The organism is [Eubacterium] eligens ATCC 27750, from assembly GCF_000146185.1.
Taxonomy (GTDB): Bacteria; Bacillota; Clostridia; order Lachnospirales; family Lachnospiraceae; genus Lachnospira; species Lachnospira eligens.
Genome location: NC_012778.1, coordinates 543,252 through 565,682, shown reverse-complemented (window position 1 = coordinate 565,682; position 22,431 = coordinate 543,252). Strand labels below are relative to the sequence as shown.

Annotated in this window: 20 protein-coding genes and 1 riboswitch; of the genes, 2 read left to right on the top strand and 18 right to left on the bottom strand. The window is 38.5% G+C overall.

All coding sequences use genetic code 11. The features are described from left to right. Nucleotides 1-4: 4 nt before the first annotated feature. Together addA and EUBELI_RS02675 are read right to left on the bottom strand one after the other, a co-directional pair. Entirely contained in the window at nucleotides 5-3,661 is a 3,657-nt protein-coding gene (gene addA / locus EUBELI_RS02680; protein WP_041688468.1) for a helicase-exonuclease AddAB subunit AddA, read from the bottom strand. After that, nucleotides 3,621-6,950 (bottom strand): PD-(D/E)XK nuclease family protein, encoded by a 3,330-nt coding sequence (locus EUBELI_RS02675; RefSeq protein ID WP_012738803.1) that lies wholly within the window; start codon nucleotides 6,948-6,950, stop codon nucleotides 3,621-3,623. The genes addA and EUBELI_RS02675 overlap by 41 nt, the downstream gene beginning before the upstream one ends. 117 nt (nucleotides 6,951-7,067) lie before the next feature. Between EUBELI_RS02675 and EUBELI_RS13540 the strand changes: the two genes are divergently transcribed. After that, the gene (locus tag EUBELI_RS13540; protein ID WP_012738802.1) at nucleotides 7,068-7,565 is read left to right on the top strand and encodes a hypothetical protein; all 498 of its coding nucleotides are present in this window, start codon (nucleotides 7,068-7,070) and stop codon (nucleotides 7,563-7,565) included. Between the two features lie 6 nt (nucleotides 7,566-7,571). On the opposite strand, the gene hisS is transcribed toward EUBELI_RS13540, so the two are convergent. The 16 genes from hisS to EUBELI_RS02595 form a co-directional block, all read right to left on the bottom strand. Further along, the gene (gene hisS, locus EUBELI_RS02665) at nucleotides 7,572-8,846 is read right to left on the bottom strand and encodes a histidine--tRNA ligase (RefSeq protein WP_012738801.1); all 1,275 of its coding nucleotides are present in this window, start codon (nucleotides 8,844-8,846) and stop codon (nucleotides 7,572-7,574) included. Nucleotides 8,847-8,982: 136 nt separating this feature from the next. After that, the gene (gene purD / locus EUBELI_RS02660; protein WP_041687963.1) at nucleotides 8,983-10,257 is read right to left on the bottom strand and encodes a phosphoribosylamine--glycine ligase; all 1,275 of its coding nucleotides are present in this window, start codon (nucleotides 10,255-10,257) and stop codon (nucleotides 8,983-8,985) included. A gap of 46 nt (nucleotides 10,258-10,303) precedes the next feature. Next, nucleotides 10,304-10,900 carry a phosphoribosylglycinamide formyltransferase gene (gene purN / locus EUBELI_RS02655; protein ID WP_012738799.1) on the bottom strand — a complete coding sequence of 199 codons (597 nt, stop codon included), beginning with the start codon at nucleotides 10,898-10,900 and terminating at the stop codon, nucleotides 10,304-10,306. Then, a complete protein-coding gene (gene purM / locus EUBELI_RS02650; RefSeq protein WP_012738798.1) occupies nucleotides 10,894-11,919 on the bottom strand; it encodes a phosphoribosylformylglycinamidine cyclo-ligase in 1,026 nt (341 codons plus the stop codon). Before purM ends, purN begins: the two co-directional genes overlap by 7 nt. A 59-nt stretch (nucleotides 11,920-11,978) precedes the next feature. Continuing rightward, entirely contained in the window at nucleotides 11,979-12,479 is a 501-nt protein-coding gene (gene purE, locus EUBELI_RS02645; protein ID WP_012738797.1) for a 5-(carboxyamino)imidazole ribonucleotide mutase, read from the bottom strand. A gap of 119 nt (nucleotides 12,480-12,598) precedes the next feature. Further along, nucleotides 12,599-14,671 carry an aminopeptidase gene (locus EUBELI_RS02640; protein ID WP_012738796.1) on the bottom strand — a complete coding sequence of 691 codons (2,073 nt, stop codon included), beginning with the start codon at nucleotides 14,669-14,671 and terminating at the stop codon, nucleotides 12,599-12,601. 28 nt (nucleotides 14,672-14,699) lie between these two features. After that, nucleotides 14,700-15,014: a DUF6142 family protein gene (locus EUBELI_RS02635; protein ID WP_012738795.1), complete on the bottom strand. Its 315-nt coding sequence runs from the start codon at nucleotides 15,012-15,014 to the stop codon at nucleotides 14,700-14,702. Nucleotides 15,015-15,018: 4 nt separating this feature from the next. Beyond that, on the bottom strand, nucleotides 15,019-15,489 hold the full coding sequence (locus tag EUBELI_RS02630) for a VanZ family protein (protein ID WP_012738794.1): 471 nt from the start codon (nucleotides 15,487-15,489) through the stop codon (nucleotides 15,019-15,021). A gap of 50 nt (nucleotides 15,490-15,539) precedes the next feature. Next, nucleotides 15,540-15,692 carry a hypothetical protein gene (locus EUBELI_RS14330; RefSeq protein WP_022097792.1) on the bottom strand — a complete coding sequence of 51 codons (153 nt, stop codon included), beginning with the start codon at nucleotides 15,690-15,692 and terminating at the stop codon, nucleotides 15,540-15,542. A 25-nt stretch (nucleotides 15,693-15,717) separates the two neighbouring features. Next, nucleotides 15,718-16,404, bottom strand: coding sequence for an orotate phosphoribosyltransferase (pyrE, locus tag EUBELI_RS02625; protein WP_022097793.1), 687 nt, complete (start codon nucleotides 16,402-16,404; stop codon nucleotides 15,718-15,720). A gap of 626 nt (nucleotides 16,405-17,030) precedes the next feature. Then, nucleotides 17,031-17,531, bottom strand: coding sequence for a hypothetical protein (locus tag EUBELI_RS02620; RefSeq protein ID WP_041687961.1), 501 nt, complete (start codon nucleotides 17,529-17,531; stop codon nucleotides 17,031-17,033). A 25-nt stretch (nucleotides 17,532-17,556) separates the two neighbouring features. Then, on the bottom strand, nucleotides 17,557-17,868 hold the full coding sequence (locus EUBELI_RS02615; protein WP_012738790.1) for a hypothetical protein: 312 nt from the start codon (nucleotides 17,866-17,868) through the stop codon (nucleotides 17,557-17,559). A gap of 58 nt (nucleotides 17,869-17,926) precedes the next feature. Further along, nucleotides 17,927-18,169: a hypothetical protein gene (locus EUBELI_RS02610; protein ID WP_148231333.1), complete on the bottom strand. Its 243-nt coding sequence runs from the start codon at nucleotides 18,167-18,169 to the stop codon at nucleotides 17,927-17,929. A 66-nt stretch (nucleotides 18,170-18,235) separates the two neighbouring features. Beyond that, nucleotides 18,236-18,418: a hypothetical protein gene (locus tag EUBELI_RS02605; protein WP_041687959.1), complete on the bottom strand. Its 183-nt coding sequence runs from the start codon at nucleotides 18,416-18,418 to the stop codon at nucleotides 18,236-18,238. A 124-nt stretch (nucleotides 18,419-18,542) separates the two neighbouring features. Continuing rightward, on the bottom strand, nucleotides 18,543-19,073 hold the full coding sequence (locus EUBELI_RS02600) for an SMI1/KNR4 family protein (protein ID WP_012738787.1): 531 nt from the start codon (nucleotides 19,071-19,073) through the stop codon (nucleotides 18,543-18,545). A 5-nt stretch (nucleotides 19,074-19,078) separates the two neighbouring features. Continuing rightward, on the bottom strand, nucleotides 19,079-19,870 hold the full coding sequence (locus tag EUBELI_RS02595) for an SMI1/KNR4 family protein (protein ID WP_012738786.1): 792 nt from the start codon (nucleotides 19,868-19,870) through the stop codon (nucleotides 19,079-19,081). 62 nt (nucleotides 19,871-19,932) lie between these two features. After that, nucleotides 19,933-20,048, bottom strand: a riboswitch (cyclic di-GMP riboswitch). Nucleotides 20,049-20,520: 472 nt separating this feature from the next. Here EUBELI_RS02595 and EUBELI_RS02590 point away from each other — a divergent pair. Next, nucleotides 20,521-22,275 (top strand): 1-deoxy-D-xylulose-5-phosphate synthase, encoded by a 1,755-nt coding sequence (locus EUBELI_RS02590; protein WP_012738785.1) that lies wholly within the window; start codon nucleotides 20,521-20,523, stop codon nucleotides 22,273-22,275. The last annotated feature ends 156 nt before the right edge of the window (nucleotides 22,276-22,431 follow it).

Sequence of the window (22,431 nt, the reverse complement as noted above, 5' to 3'; positions counted from 1 at the left end):
TGGTTTAATATACACTTAATCCCTTTCCTAAAGCAAATGAATATATTATCTTTTCTTTGACCTTTTTCCCGGTAAGCTGTGTCAATGCTTTTGCATAATAATCAAGCTGGATTGCATATCGTCTCACAAGTTCTTTTTCGCCCGCTTCGCCTTTCATAACTCTGTCTGTCTTATAATCCACGAGCACAAATTCTCCGTCCTCTTCAAAATACAAGTCAATTATACCCTGTATAAGCTGTCCTTCGTACTCAAATACAAAAGGCTGTTCTCTTCTGACACTGCCACAGTTCACTGCATTTGCAACTCTCCTGCCTGTATCTGATTGTACAAATGTATTGATATCCCACGGATTGACACTTTTCACCTGTAATTCATTCATCTTTCCGGTTTCTAACATTCTGTTAATATCAGCTTTAACTCCATCAAGGTTCACACTCACTGAATAGTCAAGACATTCCATAACCCTGTGATATGCGCTACCACGCTCATTAGCAGCAAGCTGCACCTCCTCACCGCTTATGAACTTTGGAATTATACTGTTTGTCTCATCACATGCTTCCTTTTTAAGTGCTGTCTTCACAGATTCATCCATGTAAGCATTTTCCTCTGAATCATCATCCGCCTGCATAGCCTTAAGCTGCGAAACCGTCAGCTTCATCCTTCTGGCTGCGTTATCATCAGGAACATACTCCGGAAGCTCATCTAATAAAGGATAAGACACAGCTTCCATATTTTCATCAGCCAGTTCCCCAATTCTAACAGCATTCGCTTCACCAGCCATCTCCCCAGCTTCAAATGCATCAACCCAAGAATCCTCTCCGGCATCAACCATCACTTTAAAGCTGCCTTTCAATTTATCTGAATCCATAAGACACACTGGCATTATCATATCAAGATAGTTCTTTATATTCTCACTGTCCGCGAAAGACAACATTCCATCTGCCGCAAGTTGCTCAGCCCTTCCCATGTATTTATCAAGTGTCTTGTCTGCATCTTTTACAACTCCGGTAATTATGAGTTTTTCCCTTGCTCTTGTCATTGCAACATAGAGAAGTCTCTCTTCCTCGGCTATCGACTCCCTTACAATTCTTCTTGCCATAGCACCTTTAATAATAGTAGGTGTCTTCGTTCTTCTTTCAAGGTCAACATAATCAACTGCAATTCCTAAATTCTGGTCTACAAGCACCGGTGCTGTCGCATCCATAAAGTTAATGCTTTTATGTGCTCCTGCAAGTATTACAATCGGAAATTCCAGACCTTTACTCTTATGGATACTCATAATTCTTACAAGATTCTCATTGTCAAGGCTGGCAGCCCCCTCTGCAAAATCTTCGTCAAACTTCTTAAGTCTTTCAATATATCTCAAGAAATTAAACAGACCTGAATAACTTGACTTTCCATATCCCGCTGCTCTTTCCAGCAGGACATTTAAGTTAGCCTGTCTCTGCGCTCCGGCAGGCATTGTTCCCACATAATCGTAGTAGCCTGAATCATATATCATCTCCCAACACAGATCATACAGTGACTCAACACTGCTCTTGTCTCGGTATTCTGTGAGCTTTGCAAGAAATAATGCACATTTGCCGGACAGCTGCTTAACATCCGATTCCTGCATCTTTCCTGCTCCGCCAAGCACTGCAACTGCTTTCAAATGTTCATACAGGTTGTTATGTGTATTCTTATCTGCATGCTCTCTGCCAAGCTTTCTCACCATTCCAAGCTCCGCTGCCGTAAATCCTCCAAAATAAGACATCATTGCCGCTGCAAGGCTTATCTCCTGAACCGGATTATCTACTATTGTAAGCATACTTAAGATTACCTGTATCTCACGCACGCTGAAATATCCTGTTGACGAATCTGTATACGCCGGTATCCCCCTGTCCATCAGAGCATCTGCAAATGTATCTGCCCAGCCTGTAACTGACCTTGTAAGAATTACAATATCCCTGTATTCTGCCGGTCTGTATATATTCTCATCTGCATCATATACATTTACGCCAGAAGAAACTATTCCCTCAATCAGCTTTGCAAGCCTGTCTGCCTCAAGCTCTCTTGTCGTAGCTTCTTCTTCATTCTCTGAAGATATAAGAATTACATCTGTACTCTTGTTGGCTTCATCACCATAATTACTGTCACTGTATTCAGGATATGGAAACCCCGCATTAAGCCTTACAGATTCGTCATACCCGATTCCTGAAAAATTCTTATTCATGATATGACTGAACACATCATTGGCACACTCAAGCACATTTTCCCGGCTTCGGAAATTCTTCTGTAATTCAATTCTTACATTATCGCCAGTCTCGCCGTATGTATCGTACTTCTCTATGAAAAGCTCTGGGCAGGCAAGACGGAACTTGTATATGCTCTGCTTTACATCACCAACCATGTATATATTGTTATTCTCACCGGACAGTCTTGTCTTCGACACCGCATTAAGAATAACCTCCTGCAGCTGATTAGAATCCTGATACTCGTCTATCAGTATCTCTTCAAATCTGTTCGCAAGCTTGTCGGCAGTCTCTGTGTATACAAGCTTTCCATCCTCTTTCTTTACAAGTATTGAAAGAGCAAGATGTTCCATGTCATTAAAATCAATTATGCCCTTCTCTCGCTTCACCTCTGAAACACGCTTGGCATACACCTTTGCCACTTTAAGTAAAGTCCGTATCTGGATGCCTGCCCCCTGCATGTCTGCAAATATTCCCTCATCATCTTTCAAGAATATCTTATCATTAAGCCGTCCTATGTAATCTTTAAACAACTTTCGCTGCCCCTTAACATATTCCTTAATATCCGGGTCTGCTCCTGCATCCTTCTTTCTTGACAGGGCTTCAAATGAAAATATTCTTATCCTTCTGCCAAGCTCTCCAAAATCCTGTGAATTAATCATCTCATTAATTCCAAGCAGGTCAGACTGCAAAGCACCTGTATATGCTGCAGGTCCTGCCGGCTCAGAACAGATATCTACTAATCTGTTATATTTATCACGGTAATCAAGAAGTGCATTTTTAATTGAATCATACAGCTCCTTAATTGCAGGATTATCGTAAGTCTCATCATCATAAACTAACATGCACTCGTCAAACCACTCATCAATCCACGGATTGCTTCTTGAAAAACGGTATATTTTATCTATAATGCTCACAAGCCCTGAATCGTCCCGTCCCATGCCAAATGCATCAACAAGATTAAAGAATTCTTCATCTGCTTCGGCATAGAATTCCTCAAGCACATCTTCCAACACATCATTTTCAATAAGCTTCTTCTCACCCTCGTCCATTATCCTGAACCCCGGGTCCAGATTAACCTCTGGAAAATGATTCCTGATTATCCATAGACAGAAGCTGTCTATCGTTGTTATCTGTGCGTTGTTAAGCAGTGTTATCTGTCTTAAAAGGTTCACATCCCCCGGATTCTCGTCAAGCATTGAATCAAGTGCTTTTCTTATCTTGTCTTTCATCTGGGCTGCTGCCGCCTTTGTAAATGTAACAACAACCAGCCTGTCTATATCTATATTCTTGTCTGGGTCTGTAATCATGGAAATAATTCGCTCTACCAGAACAGCAGTCTTTCCTGAACCGGCAGCCGCCGAAACCAGCACATTACAGTCTCTTATATCAATCGCGCTCTTCTGCGCCGGTGTCCATTTTCTTTCCATTCTCATCAACCCCTTCCTTTATATTATTCCATAATACTTCATCATCGAATTTCTTTAATTTTCTGTAATTGCAGCCTGGCAAATCCACAGAAAATCCGCACACCGCCCCATAAGGACATCTGTCACAGCTTGAAAACTGTCCGTCTTTATAAGGACTTCTCCTTATATCACCGCCTGCAATTCTGTCCGCAGTATCAATGGCTCTTACATCAACGAATCTTCCAAGTATATTAAACTGCTCTGTGTTCATCACCTTGCTTCTTCGTGAGTCAAATCCGCCGTCAGCCTTTCTGCTAACCGGAATATTAAGTGATGTACCCTCGGTATTGTCCATCTTCTCGGCAATATCCTTATCCGAATTAACCATTCCTTTAAGACGCAGTTCACCCTTAATCTTATCCTCTATCTCTTCTGCACTCTCTGTTGTCGCAGATACAATCGGGTCACTTATGTTGTAGTAGAACACTCCGGCAGGAATCACATTTTTCCCCGGACGCATCTTCGCCACAAGCTTCATTGCCGCTTCCATGTAAACCATAAGCTGGATATCAATTCCGTAGTAGGTCTTTACTATGTTGAAATCCTTCTTTCCTGTCTTGTAATCGATAATTCTTACATATACATCTGTGCCGTTTTCGCATATGTCAACGCGGTCAATTGTTCCGCTCATAAGCTGCTTTCTGTCTCCGTCTCCGACTTCCATATTAAACTTATGCTCGAATACAAATGGCACGAAATCACCACATTTTAACTGTTCACCCATCGCCCATACAGTGCGGTCTGCAAGGTCTTCCATCCGCTTAATCATGAATGAATTACGGCTTGAATCCTTAAGGATACTGTTCTGGTATATGTCAGTAATTGCAGCGACACTTCTTTTTACCATCTCGCGGCGCTTCTCATCTGATATCAGATAGTACGACTCACCGTTTTTCTTGATTTCGTCGCACACCTCACGGATAACCGCATGCAGCACGACGCCAAAGTTTACTGGTGAAAATGTGAATTCTTCCCTTTCCTTTAAATCAACTCCATACCTTAAGTAATACCTCAATGGGCACTCTGCAAAGTTCTCAAAAGATGTAACGCTTCCGACAAGCCTGCCGCCAGTAAGTGAATCAATAATATCCTCATCTACATTTGCAGCAATTTCAGTATTATCAAAGCTGTTAGCCGCCTGCGGTATTGTTACATAAGAATTCTGCTGTGCCGTGTCTTTGTAAGATAACTTAAGGCAATGTGAAAACATTTTTCTCATGCTTCTTATAATATATGAAGGCATCAGCGCCGCACCCTCGCTGTTTTTTACCGCATATGACATGTAAAGCTTCTCCGCACTCTTTGTCATAATAAGATACAGATAGAATCTCTGCGTAAATGCTTTCTCCCTTACAGAAGCGGACATAACAATCCCCTTATCTTCAAGATATTCCCTGTCGCTTTCTGACAGAACACTTCTTGAATCAGCCTTCTTAGGTACATTGCCGTCATTGATTCCAACAAAGAACATGACCTTGATATTGTCAAGACGGGTTCTTTCTATATCTCCGATAACAACGCAGTCGTTGGTCTGCGGAATAAGTCCTATCTTAATCTCCTGAAATCCTGACGCAAGTATCTTGTTAAATTCTTTAATACCAACCTTCTCGCTTCCAAGAAGAGCATACATTTTATCTAATACTTCTATAACTTTCTTATATAACTGCACATATTCATCACCAGTGTACTCGCTGTCATTAAGCACACTTACCTTCTGCTCCATATCTTCACGCACAAGGAATTCGTAAAGAGCCTTTACCATATCTGCAACATTAGATTCCTTTGACTTAAGCACTTCTTCCAATGGATCCAACATATCCGTTATCATTGTTCTTAGTGAATTAAGCTTCTCAAGGTCAGTATTATTGACTGTTCCCCTGAACTTTCTTATCCATGGTTCATGCCATTTTCCCCTGCCTCTGATTCCAACTGCAACACAGTAATTGTCTAACAGATCAATATCTTCGCGCTCCATTCCGCTCATTCCGGTTCTTAGGAATCCTAATATGCTGTCATAGCTGTAATTATTCTCTATTATTCCAAGTGCACCGTTAATTGCCGCAATGAATGGATTGTCCGTCACATGGCGCTTGTAATCTAAGAAATATGGTATATCGTTCTGCTTTAATATATTAGCCGCCAGTTTGCCGTAGCCATCCATGTCCGCAGTAACTATCGCAATCTCGTTATATCTGTATCCACACAGTCTTGTAAGTCTTATTATTTCTCCTGCTGCAAATGTTAATTCTTCCTTGGCAACAGCTCCCTCATATATAACTATGTTGTCAGTCTTCTGGTTAAATCTTCCCGAATTGTTTCTGAAAAGATTCTGTTCCAGGAAATCCAGTTCTTCTGAATTCTTAAATCTTGAATTAACATTTACAATTACATTCTTTCCCGGTACTGCTTTTCCTGCAATATACACAGGTTCAAGGACTTTCACATGTTCTTCATCACATATCTTATAAAGCTTTGATACGCAGTCCTTACTCATGAAAAAAAGTTCTTCCCTGCCTCTTACTGAATTTTCACGCTCAGATGCATCAATTGTCAGAGAAACATATATCTTCGGACACATTGATAAAAGAATTGTCATTAAATTGTACTGAACCGGAGTAAAGCCTGTGAATCCGTCAAATACTATCTCGCAATTCTTTATTCTCTCTGACTCTGTAACCTTGCTGCATAATTTATCCAGTATTTCTTCTTTAGTTATATAGTTCTTGTCTATGTACTCTGCAAACGCATTGTATACAAGAACGATATCATCAAGCTTATACTGAAGCGCTGCACTTCCCTCTGAATCACTGTATGCTGCACCTGCCGCATCCTGCATAACATCCGGCTTGATATCATACTGAAGCATTTCCGATATAACAGACTTCATCTCTGACACAAATCCTGTATTAGACAGATTACTTCCAAAATATTTTAATCTGTCCTTGTTCTGCTCCAATACTCTTTTAATAATCAGATTCTTTCCTGTGTCATCAAGAACTTCAAGATTGTCCTCGCCAACTTCCTCAAATACTTTATAAGCAAGTCTTTCAAAGCTCACAACATCTATATTAAGGATTCCCTTTCTTGGGTGCATGGACACCAGTCTTTTCTGAATTGCCATAGTGTACTGCTCTGGCACAACAACTATATAATTCCTGTCAGGATTCTTCATTGACTCATCAATTATATGTGTATACAGATAGTGCGATTTCCCCACACCAGAGCTGCCTAGAATTAATTGTAATGACATATGTTACTCCCCTTAAAACATTTTTAATAGTATAACACATTTTATATTTTAATCATAATCTCTCACTCCATACCATATATTTTGTAATAATGAATATGAAGGGCAGGTTTCTTTGTGATGAGACAGACTAAAATTGTTGTTATTCCATTTAAAAAGCTCCTTATTGGAGTGGTTATCGCTGCTATTGTAATAGCTTTTGTTATATTCGCTGTTATCCGTCTTGGCAGCAATGGTTCTGATGATTCCAGGAATACTACTAAACCCAAGAGCAGCACTGTAAATGCTTCTGCTTCTTCTAATATCGAAACACCCCTTGATAATGCCGATGCTCCTAAATTCTGCCCCGGAGTATATACCGCCTCTATTCTGTTAGACGGCAACCCCGTTGATATCCAGGTCACAGTTGATTCCTCTAACATTAACAGCATTGAACTTGTTAATCTTTCTGAATCAATCACAACTATGTATCCTAAACTGGCGACTTCATTTGATGAAGTTGCTGCTAAAGTCATGGAAGCCGGCACAACCAACATAACCTATGATTCAGCCAACAGATATACATATTCCGTCTTTATAGAAGCAATAAGCGCAGCCCTTAAAAAGGCTGCGCCATAAAACTCACTAGAACAAGCTTATCTCATCACCATTGCTGACATTAACAAATCCTTTATATCCACGTTCCTCAAGCTTTCCGAGGAACTTTCCCATCTTCTTAGGCTTTACATATAATGAGCATACTTTACCTTCTGCTCTGTATTTTTCTGCTATTGCATAAGCTTCCTTAACCTGTCCCTCATCGTACATAACAGCAATCTTGTCTGCTGATGCCTTAGTCTCAACGCCATTCTGCATAAGGATTGAGAAAATTCTCTCGAATCCGATTGAGAATCCAACAGCGCTTACCTGCTGTCCTATGAACTTTCCTATAAGATTATCATATCTTCCACCGCCTGCGATAGCACCCTTGAAATCAATGCTTTCAACTTCAAATACAGTTCCTGTATAGTAACCCTGACCTCTTACTAAAGAAAGGTCAAATACAACATCAAACTGACCGTCTGAAAGCTCATTTACTGTATTAATGATTCCTCTTACACTCTCTGCCGGAGCTTTATCTTCAAGAATTGCCTCAACACTTTCAAGGCTTATCTCCTGTGCACTTGAAACACTTCCAAAGAATCCGATAAACTTCTCAATTGCAGCAGCATCAAAGCCCTTATCTGTAAGCTCAGCCTTAACACCATCAAGTCCGACCTTATCCATCTTGTCAAATGTAATGCACACACTGTCAAGCTGCTCCTCTGCAAATCCACAATTCTGAAGGAATGAACGTAGAAGTCTTCTGTCGTTAATCTTAACCTTGAAATTCTTCATGCCAATAGCCTTAAGGGCCTTGGTTGTTGTAAGAATAAGTTCAACCTCTGAATCTGTAGAATCAGAACCAATAATATCAATATCACACTGAACAAACTCACGAAGTCTGCCCTTCTGTGGTCTTTCAGCTCTGTACACTCTGTCCATCTGGATACATTTCATAGGAAGAGTGAGCTTGTCCTTGTTGTTAGCAAAATAACGGCTGAGTGGAAGTGTAAGGTCATATCTTAATCCCATATCAGCAATTTCATTCTCACAGGCTGTTCCTGTCTTAGGATTTTCCTGAAGTGAACTTACAGCCTTCTCAAGCTTATCGCCTCTCTTCATAATCTTGAATATAAGATTTAAGTTCTCACCACCATCACTCTTATCAAGATTCTCAATATCCTCAATAATAGGTGTTGTAATGTGTTCAAATCCATTAGCAACATATACCTTTAATATCTCATTCTGAAGGTAATCTCTGATTTCAACCTCATTAGGAAGATAATCATTAGTACCCTTAACTGGTGTTATTTTCATAGTTGTCTCCTCATTTACACACTAAGGCAGATAACCGGTATTCTCCAGCCATCTGCCCTCATTTTCTTTAATACTAACTATTTTCCGCCAGTATCGAAAATGCTTCGCATTTTGCCTGACTCTTAACAGTTACTAATTAAGCTTCATCAATTGCCTTACCAATATCATGTCTCATATATTTGTTATCGAAATCTACCCATTCAGTAGCTTCATAAGCCTTGGCTCTTGCTTCCTTAAGGTCCTTGCCAAGTGCTGTAACACCGAGAACTCGTCCTCCGTTAGTTACAACCTTGCCTTCTTCGTTGAATTTAGAACCTGCATGGAATAAGAAATAATCATCCTTACCCTTGAAGTTTTCCATTCCCTTAATCTCGAAGCCCTTCTCATATGCGAGTGGATATCCGTCAGATGCGAGAATTACACATACACATGCGTTATCTTCAAACTGAAGGTCAACCTTATCAAGAGTTCCATCAATACAAGCCTCAAATACATCAACAATATCATTCTTCATTCTAGGAAGAACAACCTGTGCCTCAGGATCACCAAATCTTGCATTGTACTCAAGAACCTTTGGTCCCTTTGGAGTAAGCATAAGTCCAAAGAAGATAACTCCCTTAAATGGTCTGCCTTCACTCTTCATTGCATCAACAGTTGCCTGATAAATGTATTTCTTACAGAACTCATCAACTTCCTTAGTGTAGAAAGGTGATGGTGAGAAGTTACCCATTCCGCCTGTGTTAAGGCCCTGGTCACCATCCTTAGCTCTCTTATGATCCTGAGCTGATGACATAATCTTAATTGTATCACCATCAACAAATGAAAGTACTGAAACCTCACGGCCTGTCATGAATTCCTCAATGACAATTGTATCACCTGCTGTTCCGAATTTCTTGTCAAGCATAAGCTCATCAACACCTGCAAGTGCATCCTCTTTGTTCTCACAGATGAGAACACCCTTGCCAAGTGCAAGTCCGTCAGCCTTAAGAACGATAGGATACTCAGCAGTCTCAAGGTACTTCTTGGCCTCTTCTGCTGATGTAAATGTTTCATAAGCTGCTGTTGGAATATTGTATTTCTTCATAAGGTCCTTAGAAAATGCCTTAGATCCTTCAAGAATAGCTGCATTCTTTCTTGGTCCGAATACTCTTAAGCCCTCTGCCTCGAATACATCAACGACACCGCCGACAAGTGGGTCGTCCATACCGATAACAGTAAGGTCAATACTGTTTTCCTTAGCAAATGCTACAAGCTTCTCAAACTCCATTGCCTTAATATCAACACACTCTGCAAGCTCTGCAATTCCCGCATTACCCGGTGCACAGTATATCTTGTCAACCTTAGGACTCTTGCTTAACTTCCAGCATATTGCATGCTCTCTTCCGCCGCTGCCTACAACTAATACTTTCATCTTAATTCCTCCGCATATCATTATCTATATACTTAGTCAGTAATCATTAATTAACATGTTCATTGGCAATCTTGTTAATTGCCTTAGGAAGAAGCTTCCATTCAGCCTGCTCCATAATTCTTCTCTGAAGAGTTTCAGGAGTATCACCATCAAGTACATCAACTGCCTTCTGGAAAATAATCTCTCCTGTATCCATTCCTTCATCTACATAATGCACAGTTGCACCTGATACCTTAACACCCTTTGCCAGAGCTGCTTCATGAACCTTGAGTCCATAGAAACCAACTCCGCAGAAGGAAGGTATAAGTGATGGATGAATATTAATAATTCTGTGGCTGTACTGATGAACCATTTTCTCTGGGATTCTTACAAGGAATCCTGCGAGTACTATAAGGTCAACATTAAGCTCATTCACTTTATCAAGCAGCGCATCGTTAAATGCATCTCTGCTTTCATAATCCTTAGGTGATATGCAATATGCTGGAATATTGTTATCCTTAGCTCTTGTGAGTGCATATGCTCCGGCATTATTGCTTATAACTGCTACAAGCTCTGTGTTAGTGATAGTTCCATCCTTAACCGCATCGATAATAGCCTGAAGATTAGTTCCGCCTCCGGAAACCATAACTGCAACTCTTAGCATAAAGTAACTCCCTTCTCGCCAGCTTCAATGCTTCCGATTACATATGGAGTCTCGCCTGCAGCCTTAACTGCTTCCATAACTGTATCAACATCAGCAGGATCAACAGCAAGTACAAGACCGATACCCATGTTAAATGTATTATACATCATATGCTCTTCGATATTGCCATCTTCTGCAAGCATCTTAAAGATTGGTGGTACTTCGTAGCTGTCCTTCTTAATTACTGCCTTAACACCGTCTGGAAGCATTCTAGGTACATTTTCATAGAAACCACCACCTGTGATATGGCTGCAGCCCTTAACCTTAACGCCTGCCTTCTTGATTTCCTTCATTGTCTTAACATATATTTTAGTTGGAGCAAGTAATGCCTCTCCTAATGTCTTTCCAAGTGAATCGTAATATGTATTAAGAGATTCCTCTGTCATTGTAAATACGCTTCTTACAAGTGAGAATCCGTTACTGTGTACACCGCTTGAAGCGATACCGATAAGAGTATCACCAGGCTTGATGTTCTCGCCTGTAATAAGATCCTTCTTATCAACAACACCTACAGCAAATCCTGCAAGATCATATTCATCCTGTGGCATAAGTCCCGGATGCTCTGCTGTCTCACCACCGATAAGTGCACATTCAGACTGTCTGCAGCCCTCTGCAACACCACCAACGATAGTAGCAATCTTTTCTGGATAATTCTTGCCGCATGCGATGTAATCAAGGAAGAAGAGTGGCTCTCCACCAGCACATACAACATCGTTAACACACATAGCAACTGCATCAATACCGATAGTATCATGCTTGTCCATAATGAAAGCTAACTTAACCTTAGTTCCACATCCGTCAGTTCCTGAAAGTAATACAGGCTCTTCCATCTCCTTAATCTTAGCGAGTGAAAATGCTCCTGAGAATCCGCCTATTCCGCCTAACACTTCTTCTCTCATAGTAGACTTAACAGCCTCTTTCATTAACTCAACTGACTTGTAACCTGCTTCAATATCAACTCCAGATTTCTTGTAATCCATGATTCTTTCTCCTTCAATATTATGATAAATGTAAGTTAATGTAACTATTCAGTTACTAATTAATAATTCTTATAACCGACTTCCTGAAGTCTGGCATCCTTCTTCTGAACACTTTCCTTAAGATTCTTAGTATAATCCTTAAGCCTTTCAAGAAGTGCTGCATCAGATGTTGCAAGAATCTTGGCTGCAAGAATACCTGCATTGGCACCACCGTTAATAGCAACAGTTGCAACAGGAATACCTGTAGGCATCTGTACTATTGAATATAATGAATCTCTACCGCCTAGTGATGTTGTGTGCATTGGAATACCAATAACAGGCATTGGGAAAATAGCTGCGCACATACCCGGAAGATGTGCTGCCATACCTGCACCTGCAATAATAACCTTAAATCCCTTCTCCTCTGCACTCTTAGCATATTCAAAGAATACGTCAGGCTCTCTGTGTGCTGAGATAATTGTCATCTCATACGAAATTCCTAACTGCTCAAGAATGTCTGCTGCCTTTGCCATAACAGGCATATCAGAGTCACTTCCCATAACAATTCCTACTAAAGCCATATTAACCTCCTATGTCCGATAGATATAATATTAAAATTAGTGAAAACACTAATTATCATTGTACTTTGTTTTAAACTTTGCGTCAAGATAAAGCCTGTTTACAGCTTACAATTATATATTTATAATTCTGTTAAAAATGCATCATTAAGTGCAAGCGTGCCATCAAGCACGAATCTGCCGTTCTTAATCAAGTCTGTTCTTGTTCCATTCTCTGCCACAACAGTAATATTACCAATCTCATCATACGGAATGGTAATATCGGTATGACAGTTATAATAAGCCTTGTCCGGCTCCGTCTTACGAAGAAGTGAAACCTCATTATCCCTTGAGATAATCTCCTTGCCGTCCGGATTAGTTACATACACATCTTCTGCCCTTGAATAGCATGTGTCACCGACTGCAAAATGTGGTCCCATCTTTTCAACAATAAGAATCGGAAGCTTATACACAATATCATGCTTATTGGCAAACACATACGCTGTAGTGTTAGTTCCTATAGCAAACTCTCCGAGCGGCAGAGTTTCATGGTCATATAACACATTTGCCTTGAAAAGCTCTCTATTCTTAGCTTCATCATCAAAGTTAGTGCATGTGTAGTCCTTAACAAATCCATCCTCAAACCATACCGTAAGATTATTGAACTTAATATCATTAAGATATACACTGCTCACATTAAGCACACCTGTTGTTTTCTTAAGCACAGGCGATGTAAATACTTCTCCAAGCGGAATATTAACGTCCGCAAGACAGTTCTCAAATACAGTCTGCGTCTTATGGTCGGTTATCTTCATAATAGAAACCTTCATGTCTGTGCAGTTTCCGTTAGCTCCTTTAACCTCAACATACTGTGCTGTATCAAGTACATCAATAAGTGCCTGCTGGATAGCTTTATATTTGTTATAATCAAGGGTATTAATCTTAACAGTACCCTCGAATATTTCCTCGAAATTCTCGCCAATCTCAGGTATCGGATAAGCAATTATTGTAAAGCTTCTCTCTTCGCCTTTGATATACTCATTAACAATGCTTCCTGCGTCATTGCTGTATTTCACAGAAAGCTTCTGCTGCTTTGTATCAAGCGTTAATGCCTCACTCTTAATCTGTGGCTCAAATGGCACTTCACCAAACACTTCCATAACAGCAGGTCCACCATGCACCGCTGCAAGCTCTTTGTTCTTCTCATATGCAAGCTTTAATGCACCAGTCTTTCTCTCAACAAATTCGCCATCCATATAAAGTGCATTGTCAAAACGATGGTCGAAATCCATCTGCTTGTTAGGATTAGCTCCGTAATAGCCAACCTTAATGTTAAGTCTTTTATTAATCGTGTTGACCGCTGCCCTGTATATTGTAGGCTTAAGTCCAAGCTTTTCAAAATTCTTAATCTCAGCCCTCACAAGTCTTTCAAATCCCAGACAGTATCTTATATTAACTGTTTTCTTCTTAGACAAATCCTTGCCTGTAAGCTCGAATCCAATTCTGTATCCTTCTGTAAATGTGTCTGCCATCTTCTGGATTTCTTCTTCACTGAGCGAACTAAGATACTCTGCTGTCTTAATCTCATTGTCTGTGACATACTCACCGAATCTGTACAGATATCTTACATCTGTAAGGTCAGACTCCATAATTATCTTAGTTGCAAAATCAAGTTCAGGGTCTAACAGCTCTCTTACCCTGTACTCCATAAGGTCATCACTGTAATCACTAACATACCAGTATACAGACTCTTTCATCTGCTTATAATCTGGCTTTCCACAGTCTTCCTCAGTCGATGCACACATGCAGTACACTTCAACAAAAAGCTCCATAAGTGCTGTCATTTCTGCCATTCTGCCTTCATATGCATACACAATCATTCCTCTTATCTCAACGTAAAGGAATGACAAAAGCCTTCCCTCTGATAGCCCTAACTTTGAAGCTGCATATGCCGGATTAGCGTAGCTTGTCTCGTAAGCCTTTCCAATTACATCTTCATACAGACCTGTATTCAGATTCTTATATTCTTCAAGTGAATAATCTCTGAAAACATCAGCTTTTAAGTCAGCCGCAAGCTTATCCATCTTAAGAATAAATGTGGCAATACATTTGAAATAATCTGCATAACCGTCATTCTTAAGCCCCGGTTCCTCTGCTATCTCTTTAATTCTTTCTATCGCAAGAGCGTAACGCTCTTCTACATTATCATTAAACAATTTCTTTCTCCTTCTGCCCTGATAAGGATTATATTCCCATTAAGAATACTGCTATCATAAATACTGCTATTACCCCACACAGCATTGAACCAAATCTCGAAGTTCCGTAGAACTTATTATCTTCTTTGAAGCTGATTAGTCCGATTACTGTTCCAATTACCGCTAAGATAAGGCTTAATATTCCAAGACTTCCTACTCTTAAGCCGCCTTCTCCTGCTGCTTTAAAAGACAGATACACTCCGTAACCAAAAGAAAGCAATGACAGTATTCCCATCGCAGTCGATATCAAACCCCCAAGTGCCTGACTTTTATCAGAGAACTTGTATTTATTAAAAAGTTTCATTTTTTCACCTGTCCTTTTTACTAAACATTTTAACTATTCTGTATGCTATCGCATATATCGCATAACCGCACAATGCTCCCAGTACATTAAGCACAAGGTCATCAACATCAAAGCATCCGACCTTACATATAAGCTGTACTGTTTCTATTGTAAGCGACAGTGCGAATCCATATGCAAATGTAGCAAAAACATTAATTCTGCCATTGGAAAGCCACGGCACGAATATTCCAAATGGTATGAATGCCAGCACATTTCCAATTATATTAAGAAATGCTATCCAGCCAAGCGAGTCAAAATGTCCAAGATAACGCCAATAGCGCCTGATTTCCGTGAACAGTGTAAGATTGTATTTGTAACCGCTGGCTATCTCTGCCCTTCCCATTCCTTCTGCGAAAAAGACTACATAAAAGAGCAGAATCATATATATAACAAAAAGCGCCCATTTTATAAGCGTTACATAATGTTTCTTTTTCATAACAAATCTGCCCGGCAGGCATAATTAACCCACCAGGCAGTTCCCCTTCACTAGAATAAGCTATCTGATCTGTGTGCAAGAAGTCTTGCACCATTAATAATCATCATTACACCTGCACCGATACCAAAGAGTATTATCAGGATACCAAATACAAGATTAGAAGCTCCTACTGACTTTAATTTCTTATAAAGATTCTCTTCCATAGTTAACCCTCCATTAACATCAGTTTTATGCGTTCTTAACACCATATTCTGCGTAATACTTGTCAATTGCTGCTTTTAGTGCATCATCAATAACTACCTTACCCTCACACTCTTTATTGTAAAGGTGTTCTACAACATCTGCCATAGATACAATTGCGCTTGTTGGGAAACCGTATCTTTCCTTAATCTCCTCAAGCGCACTCACCTTTCCGCCAAGGCCTACTTCCATACGGTTAAGTGAAACCATAAGTCCTACAATAGTAACATCTGCTGCCCCTCTTACCTTAGGAACTGTCTCTTCCATCGACTTACCAGATGTTGTTACATCTTCTATCATAATGACTCTGTCGCCATCCTTTAACTTGCTTCCGAGAAATCCGCCCTTATCAGCACCATGGTCCTTCTCTTCCTTACGGTCTGAGCAGTATCTTACTTCCTTGCCGTAAAGCTTTGCATATGCAACTGCTGTAACTACGCTGATTGGAATTCCCTTATATGCTGGTCCGAACAGTACATCAAAATCATCACCATATGTTTCATGAATAGCCTTTGCATAATACTCACCAAGTCTTGCAAGCTGTGTTCCTGTAACATACGCACCTGCGTTCATGAAGAAAGGTGACTTTCTTCCACTCTTTAAAGTAAAATCTCCAAACTTTAACACATCACTCTCTACCATGAAATCTATAAATTCCTGCTTATACTGCTCCATTATATCCTCCTTATTCAGCCCCGCTGTCCGGCGGCACTGCTTCATATTCAATATTGATTTTTATTTTATCATAAATGTTTTCTCGTTTCAATGCGTCTTTGGAACATTAAATCTGCATATTAAAATCTGCTCATCAAAATCCTATGTATGCTTTTCCTGATTATCTGGCAGCCGGAAATCACTAAAACCCACTAACCATTATCAATCTCATAATTTAGTAGGTTATTTCAGGCAGCCTCTTTTCATTCTCCCACCAGTTCACCTACCAATCTGTTAAAATGTTTCTCCTTAGTAGGTCTTTTTCCTACTTTCCAGAGGAATGAACATTCATTTTATACTTATAAAACCTACTAAAAAGGCTTCTTCCTGCCTGATTAGTAGGTCTTGTTACTGTCAATTATCTTGAATATGTGTTAATGCTACCTACTATATTTATAATAATCAACGAACTAGTAGGTTTTCTCTCTTTTTATCAAAACTTTATGTATATCTCTCCCCAATCGTTTGGAAAACAAAAGTTACACCTTCAAACTTAAAAACACGATTTTTATATTTCTAATCACATATGAGATATTCCAGCCTATATTCTCTTATTTCATTTTCTTTTAATTCTCAATTAATAAAGCTCAAAATTCTTCCACTATCATCTCATCATCTATAAAAATCCTATTTTTCATAATCTTAAACCATATAGCATCCCCATGTATGTATTCTGAAAGCATCTTACATATATCAGTTTTATAATCACAATTCTTTAAAAAACTTAAGTCTATTGTATTATATTGCTTCATCTTCTCTGTATTTATATTAAACGTTGGATCATTATTGGGATATTCATCCTTTTCCATCCAATTTTCATCAGGTATGTCTATATTCATATATTTATCACCATATATGAGCATATATCTTTTTTTTCCAATACTAGACGAGCCTGTTTCTTCTATCTGCTGCCTGAGGCAAAGTGTATCCTCTAAATTATGCCAGAATAAAAAATATTCATCTTTGCTTTTGACAACCTTATCCCCTGGAATGTCTAAATATCCCGTACGATTATATGTATCAACAATATTCATATCTGCTATTTCTTTTTTTCTTTCTTCTGAAATATAATCATATATATAATCCATAATTTTACCTCGTTTTTTATTTCTATTAAAACAAATCAATAATTAATGTAATTATTATTACCCCCACTGTAAACATGATACCGTCTACCCTTGATTGTTCCCATTCTATCTTTTTATTACCATTAAATCTGTTAAACTTTGCCAGCCATATGATTGCCATAAAAGCCAATAGAACTATAATTATTATTCTTATAATAAGGCTCATTGGTGTCATTATAAATAGCACTATTGCAACAACATCTAATATAGCGCTTATAATATACCTTATTATCTTTGGAAGATAATTTCCTATAAATAACCATGCTACAATTAATGCAACTGCTATTATTGCTGCCATATATTTCCCCTTTTTACACTCATAAAATTAATTATATACTTCAATCAGAATTCCTCCACTATAATTTCATCATCAATAAAAATTTTATTTTTTTAATCTTAAACCATAAAGCATCTCCATGTATGTATTCTGAAAGCATCTTACATATATCAATTTTGTATTCACAATCTCTTAAAAAACTCATATCAATTGTATTGTATATTTTTAATTTATCTGTATTCATGTTAAAGTTTTCCGGATGAGCATCATCTGGAAATTCCACTTTTTCCTTCCAGTTTTCATTAGGTATCTCGATATCCATATATTTATCACCATATATTAGCATATATCTTTTTTTTCCAATACTAGACGAGCCTGTTTCTTCTATCTACTGCCTGAGACAAAGTGTATCCGGTGAATTATACCAAAATAAAAAATATTCATCTTTGCTTTTGACAACCTTATCCCCTGGAATGTCTAAATATCCCGTACGATTATATGTATCAACAATATTCATATATGCTATTTCTTTTTTTCTTTCTTCTGAAATATAGTCATATATATAATTCATAATTTTACCCCGCATCTCTTTATTAAAGCACATTAATAATTAATGCCATATCAACGCTACAGCTAATGAAGCAGCTATTATTGCTGTCATACATTTTTTCTCTTTATACCGAACCCATGATATGTTAATCATCGTGTTCCATTTCTGCTTTTTCCCTTTTATTTCTTTCACAAAATTCCATAAACAATTCTATATCTTCCTTAGACAATCCACCCCAAGCGCTATTTCTCTCAAATATTTGATCAATAACCTGAGAAAAATCATTTGTTCTATATGTAATATCTCCTTCATAATATCCCATGAATTCGCCATTATCATTGGAGAAGCATACTACTTCTCCATCTCCTGACATTTCTCCTATAACCGTCAGATTATCTGGCATAAAATTATGATGAAAATCATCTGTTCCCCAAAACATCGCACTCGTTCCATCAATCAGACATTTTTCTGTAAATCTGAGCCATTCCTTATATGTCTCTGGAATCTTTACGCCATTTGCCTCCTCCCATTTATTTAATTTATCTTCATCTATTGGTTCATTAAAATATGTTTTTCCAAGTTCATCATCATTGTCCCGCTTGTCACACCACTCATATAATTCTTCAATCTTACTCTTTAAACTGTTATTTTCTGGTATCTCTATCTTTGTATACATATTTATTATCCTCTCTTTCCTTGTCCATGCGCACCCAATATATGTTCCTCTGGTGTCAATGCCTGTATATTTTTCCACTCTCCTATATACTCTGGGTGTTCCTGATAACTCATCATATGATGCCCTTCATATCTTACAGGTGTTCCATTCTCATCTGTCAGTTTTTCTCCATTTTTATATTGAACAGGTTTTCCGGCATAAATTCTTTTATTGCCAGTGTCTAAATTTATATTATATATAGCTTCTATTTCGTCCCCATTCCACTGTCTTGTACAACGCCCATTATTTAATAATTCACGCTCATGAATCCAAAATCCCTGAATCGCTTTTCTTCTTAACAAATCATTTCTAGAAACAAAACGAATTTTATCATTTACAGCTTCTAACATTATTTTCAAATATTCTATTGCCCAGTTCAGTATATTAGTAAAGTCACCCACTTCCCTGATATAGCCATGGTCGTAACGGACAAATTCACCCATATTTACATCGAAGCACAATCTCTCCCCATCTCCAATTACATTTCCTACTACTATAAATTCCTCTGGAACAAGCTGACCATAATATCCATTCTTTGATGGCATAAATAATTCCAATACTCCTCCTGCAATATAACTATATTTGCTTAAAAGAAGCCATTCTTTATAATTTTCAGGTAATACAACCCCATTCTCCTTTTGCCATAAATCCAATTCTTCCATTGTGGCAGCATTAGAAAACTCTGAATAATCAGCATTATCTAATTTTTCACACAGCATTTTAATCTTCTCATATGCATTTTTAACTTGTTCATTCATAAATTATTCCCTCACTTCCCTTCAAAAACAAAAAAGCAGACAACATCACATTCCATGACATCATCTGCAACTCAACCATCTTATATCTTCAATATATCCAATACTCCCCAGACTACTGAATCAACTTAGACTTGTAGCTTTGTGTCCCTGCATTTCTGCAGGTTTACCCCTCTTTTGTTTTGAAAACTACTCGTTTATTATGTTATCATGGATCCCAAGGGATTTCAACTATTCAAATAGTGATTAGTAAAATATCATAACCCAATCCGATTGATTTTGCATTTTCAATCCGGCAGATTTTTAAGTTTCAATCCGATTGTTTTTCATTTTTATATGTTCTTATATTATTATCTAATAATTTTGTAATAATTGAATTAAAAAGAATACACTTGTAATATCCAATATCGCATGATATAAGGCCATTGGATAGATAACTATATTCAAGTTATGCACGAAACCCCCACGAGCTACCTTCTCATGGGGGTTTCTATTCCGTTCTGGCAGGATGGCTTATACCACAGGCTGACTACCTTTATTCATGTCTATCCAGCCATTTGCAGATATAATACGAATTTCTCTTGACCTAAACCTGACTTTAGGTGTTATTATATAAAATGTATTAAAATCTAAGATAAGGAGTATCAGAAAACATGTATATTGAGAATATTAACAGTCCTGCTGATGTGAAGAAATTAAACATCATGCAGCTTAATGTCCTTGCAGAGGAAATGCGTCACGCCCTTCTTACAAGAGCCAGCAGACACGGTGGACATTTTGGTCCTAACTTCGGTATGGTAGAAGCAATCATTGCCATGCATTATGTATTTGATTCGCCTAAAGATAAAATCGTATTTGATGTATCACACCAGTGTTATCCACACAAGATGCTCACTGGAAGAAAAGACGCATATCTTTATGAGGAGCATTATGATGATGTGTCAGGATACACTAATCCGAACGAAAGCGAACATGATTTCTTTACTGTAGGTCATACTTCAACTTCTATAAGTCTTGCCTGCGGTCTTGCCAAAGCAAGAGATTTAAACGGTGAAGACGGCAATGTAATTGCTGTTATAGGTGATGGTTCTTTAAGCGGCGGTGAGGCTTTGGAAGGTCTTGATTTTGCTTCTGAATTAAATAGCAACATGATTATCGTTGCTAACGATAACGACATGTCTATTGCTGAGAATCACGGTGGTCTTTATGCCAACTTAAAGCTTCTTCGTGAAACAAACGGACAGGCTGAATGTAATCTTTTTAAGGCAATGAACCTTGATTACATCTATGTTGATAAGGGTAATGATATTGCTTCTTTAATTGAAGCATTTGAAAAGGTTAAAGACACTAAAAAAGCTGTTGTTGTCCACATTAATACGCTTAAAGGCAAGGGTTATGCACCTGCTGAACAGAACAAAGAAAAATGGCACTGGCATATGCCTTTTGATATCGCAACCGGTGAATCTCTTTTCAAGGACGAAGAGCCTGATTTCTCTGACGCTTCTTTAGAATATCTGTTAAAGAAGATGGACGAGGATAAGAGTGTTGTTGCAATCACAGCCGGAACTCCTACTGTTATGGGATTTACTGCTGACATGAGAGCTAAAGCAGGAAAACAGTTTGTTGATGTTGGTATCGCAGAGGAAACTGCTGTTGCATTAGCTTCCGGTATCGCTGCTAACGGCGGAAAGCCTGTATTTGGCGTTTACAGCTCATTTATACAGAGAGCCTATGACCAGATTACTCAGGATGTATGTATTAACGGCAATGCTGTAACATTTGCAGTATTTGCAGGTTCTGTGTACGGGATGAATGATGTTACACATCTCGGACTTCAGGATATCCCTATGCTCAACAGCATTCCGGGACTTATATATCTTGCACCTGTCACTAAGGAAGATTATATTGCTATGCTTGACTGGTCTTTAACTCAGAATGAGTATCCTGTTGCTATTAAAGTTCCGGGCGGCAGAATGGTATCCACAGGCACACCTGTAACTAAAGATTTTGGCAAGCTGGACACCTATGAGATTACTAAGAAAGGAAGCAAAGTTGCTATCCTCGGGCTTGGAACTTTCTATGAAAATGCTGTTAAAGCCGCTGATATTCTTAAGGCTTCACACGGAATTGACGCAACTGTTATCAATCCTTACTATATCTCAGGTATTGACGCAGACACTCTTAATGAATTAAAGAAAGACCACGCAGTAGTTGCAACTCTTGAGGACGGCTATCTTGAAGGCGGCTTCGGAGCTAAGATTGCAGCATTCTATGGTTCTTCTGATATGAAGGTATTAAACTTCGGTATTAAGAAAGAATTTATCGACAGATACGATGTCGCAGAAGTATTAAAGGACAACCATCTTACTCCTGAACAGATTGCAGAAGATATCGCAGCAACATTATAACTATATTGTTTCATTATAATCGAAAAGACATGGCAATCATTTTTATCAATGACTGTCATGTCTTTTTAGAATTTATCCCTGTCTTTAGTTTCCATAATGGCTGTGGCATGATTAAATACATGCATATTTGACGTGATACCTATAGATAGTCGCATT

Bases quoted from the DNA above. Each gene is read 5' to 3' on its own strand.
- addA (WP_041688468.1), bottom strand. From the start codon at position 3,661: ATGGAAAGAAAATGGACACCGGCGCAGAAGAGCGCGATTGATATAAGA.
- EUBELI_RS02675 (WP_012738803.1), bottom strand. From the start codon at position 6,950: ATGTCATTACAATTAATTCTAGGCAGCTCTGGTGTGGGGAAATCGCAC.
- EUBELI_RS13540 (WP_012738802.1), top strand. From the start codon at position 7,068: ATGAGACAGACTAAAATTGTTGTTATTCCATTTAAAAAGCTCCTTATT.
- hisS (WP_012738801.1), bottom strand. From the start codon at position 8,846: ATGAAAATAACACCAGTTAAGGGTACTAATGATTATCTTCCTAATGAG.
- purD (WP_041687963.1), bottom strand. From the start codon at position 10,257: ATGAAAGTATTAGTTGTAGGCAGCGGCGGAAGAGAGCATGCAATATGC.
- purN (WP_012738799.1), bottom strand. From the start codon at position 10,900: ATGCTAAGAGTTGCAGTTATGGTTTCCGGAGGCGGAACTAATCTTCAG.
- purM (WP_012738798.1), bottom strand. From the start codon at position 11,919: ATGGATTACAAGAAATCTGGAGTTGATATTGAAGCAGGTTACAAGTCA.
- purE (WP_012738797.1), bottom strand. From the start codon at position 12,479: ATGGCTTTAGTAGGAATTGTTATGGGAAGTGACTCTGATATGCCTGTT.
- EUBELI_RS02635 (WP_012738795.1), bottom strand. From the start codon at position 15,014: ATGAAACTTTTTAATAAATACAAGTTCTCTGATAAAAGTCAGGCACTT.
- EUBELI_RS02630 (WP_012738794.1), bottom strand. From the start codon at position 15,489: ATGAAAAAGAAACATTATGTAACGCTTATAAAATGGGCGCTTTTTGTT.
- EUBELI_RS14330 (WP_022097792.1), bottom strand. From the start codon at position 15,692: ATGGAAGAGAATCTTTATAAGAAATTAAAGTCAGTAGGAGCTTCTAAT.
- pyrE (WP_022097793.1), bottom strand. From the start codon at position 16,404: ATGGAGCAGTATAAGCAGGAATTTATAGATTTCATGGTAGAGAGTGAT.
- EUBELI_RS02620 (WP_041687961.1), bottom strand. From the start codon at position 17,531: ATGGATTATATATATGATTATATTTCAGAAGAAAGAAAAAAAGAAATA.
- EUBELI_RS02615 (WP_012738790.1), bottom strand. From the start codon at position 17,868: ATGGCAGCAATAATAGCAGTTGCATTAATTGTAGCATGGTTATTTATA.
- EUBELI_RS02610 (WP_148231333.1), bottom strand. From the start codon at position 18,169: ATGGATATCGAGATACCTAATGAAAACTGGAAGGAAAAAGTGGAATTT.
- EUBELI_RS02605 (WP_041687959.1), bottom strand. From the start codon at position 18,418: ATGAATTATATATATGACTATATTTCAGAAGAAAGAAAAAAAGAAATA.
- EUBELI_RS02600 (WP_012738787.1), bottom strand. From the start codon at position 19,073: ATGTATACAAAGATAGAGATACCAGAAAATAACAGTTTAAAGAGTAAG.
- EUBELI_RS02595 (WP_012738786.1), bottom strand. From the start codon at position 19,870: ATGAATGAACAAGTTAAAAATGCATATGAGAAGATTAAAATGCTGTGT.
- EUBELI_RS02590 (WP_012738785.1), top strand. From the start codon at position 20,521: ATGTATATTGAGAATATTAACAGTCCTGCTGATGTGAAGAAATTAAAC.